The organism is Streptomyces sp. WELS2, from assembly GCF_013870595.1.
GTDB lineage: Bacteria > Actinomycetota > Actinomycetes > Streptomycetales > Streptomycetaceae > Streptomyces.
Genome location: NZ_JACBWZ010001224.1, coordinates 1 through 1,408, shown reverse-complemented (window position 1 = coordinate 1,408; position 1,408 = coordinate 1). Strand labels below are relative to the sequence as shown.

The following is a 1,408-nucleotide window of genomic DNA, read 5'->3' as shown; positions in this document are numbered from 1 at the left end:
TCCTCGGGCGCCTTGTCGATGTTGTCGAACGGGGTGGCCTCGTTCAGCCCGGCCGCCCGCTACGTCTGGGACCTGGCCGACCGGGAGGGCAGCCGCTGGGTGGTGCCGTTCGGCGCCGACGGCGTCCCCGGCAGCCCCCACCACCACGACCAGCTCCCGCTGTGGCTCGAGGGCGAACTCGCCCCGGTGGTCACCGACTGGGCCCGGCTCACCCCCGAGCGAACCCTCCCCGACACCCCGAGGAACCCGATGACCGACCTGCACGTCCAGCACATCGACGGCTTCGGCACCGTCCGCATCCGCCCCGTCGACCCGGAGGGCGACGCGGAGCTGATCCACTCCTGGGTGAGCGACGAACGCGCCGTGTTCTGGGGCATGAACGGCCTCGGCAGTGACCAGGTCGCCGGGATATACGCCCACATGGCCACCCTCGGCACCCACCACGCCCACCTGGTCACCAAGGACGGCGAACCGGCCGCGCTCCTCCAGACCTACGAGCCGTCCGCCGACCGGGTCGGCGAGTGCTACGACGTCCGCCCCGGCGACCTCGGCATCCACCTCCTCCTCGCCCCCGCCGGCCCCGGCGGCCCGCGCCCCGGCTGGACGTCCGCACTGGTGAAGGCGATGACGACGTACGTGCTGCGGGTCCTGGACCGGCCGCGGATCGTCATCGACCCCGACGTGCGCAACACCAAGGCGATCGCCCGCTTCGAACGCCAGGGCTTCACCCGCGGCCCGGCCGTCGTCCTGCCCGAGGTCGACCTGCCCGAGGTGTACCTGCCCGAGAAGCACGCCCAACTGGCCTTCCTGGAGCGGGCGGTAGCCTTCCCCGGGTGACGACGCCCGAAGAGCTGACCGCCCGCTACGGCCTCGAACCCCTCCCCCGCGAAGGCGGCCTGTTCCGGCGCACCTGGGCCGGGCCCGAGCGCCCGGACGGCCGCCCCGAGGGGTCGGCCATCGTGGTCCTGCTCACCGCCGACGACTACTCCGCGCTGCACCGGCTGCCCTTCGACGAGGTCTGGCACTTCTACCTCGGCGACCCGCTCCAACTGCTGCTCCTCGCCCCCGACGGCACCACCGACAGCCCCGTCCTCGGCCCGGGCCCCGGCTTCGGCCGGCACCTCCAGCTGACCGTGCCGGCCCACACCTGGATGGGCGCGCGGGTGGTGGCGGGCGGCGCGTGGACGTTCTTCGGCTGCACGATGGCCCCCGGATTCACCTACGCGGACTACGAACACGGGGACCCGGCCGACCTCACGGCGCGTTACCCGGCCGAGGCGGACCTGATCAGGGAACTGTGCCGCCCATGACCCGACTCGCGTTCACGACCCGGCCCGCGTTCCCGACCACGGAGTCCCGCCGCCCATGACCCCGCCCCCGCCCACGCGCCTGCTCGACGGCCAGACCG

The 1,408-nt window shown here is 73.7% G+C and carries 2 protein-coding genes; both read left to right on the top strand.

From position 1 onward, the window contains the following. Positions 1 to 837 (top strand): GNAT family N-acetyltransferase (locus H5J33_RS35220; RefSeq protein ID WP_220213039.1); only part of this gene is annotated, 837 nt, incomplete at its 5' end. Continuing rightward, positions 834 to 1,310: a cupin domain-containing protein gene (locus H5J33_RS35215; protein ID WP_181798711.1), complete on the top strand. Its 477-nt coding sequence runs from the start codon at positions 834 to 836 to the stop codon at positions 1,308 to 1,310. The genes H5J33_RS35220 and H5J33_RS35215, both read left to right, overlap by 4 nt. Positions 1,311 to 1,408 lie beyond the last annotated feature (98 nt).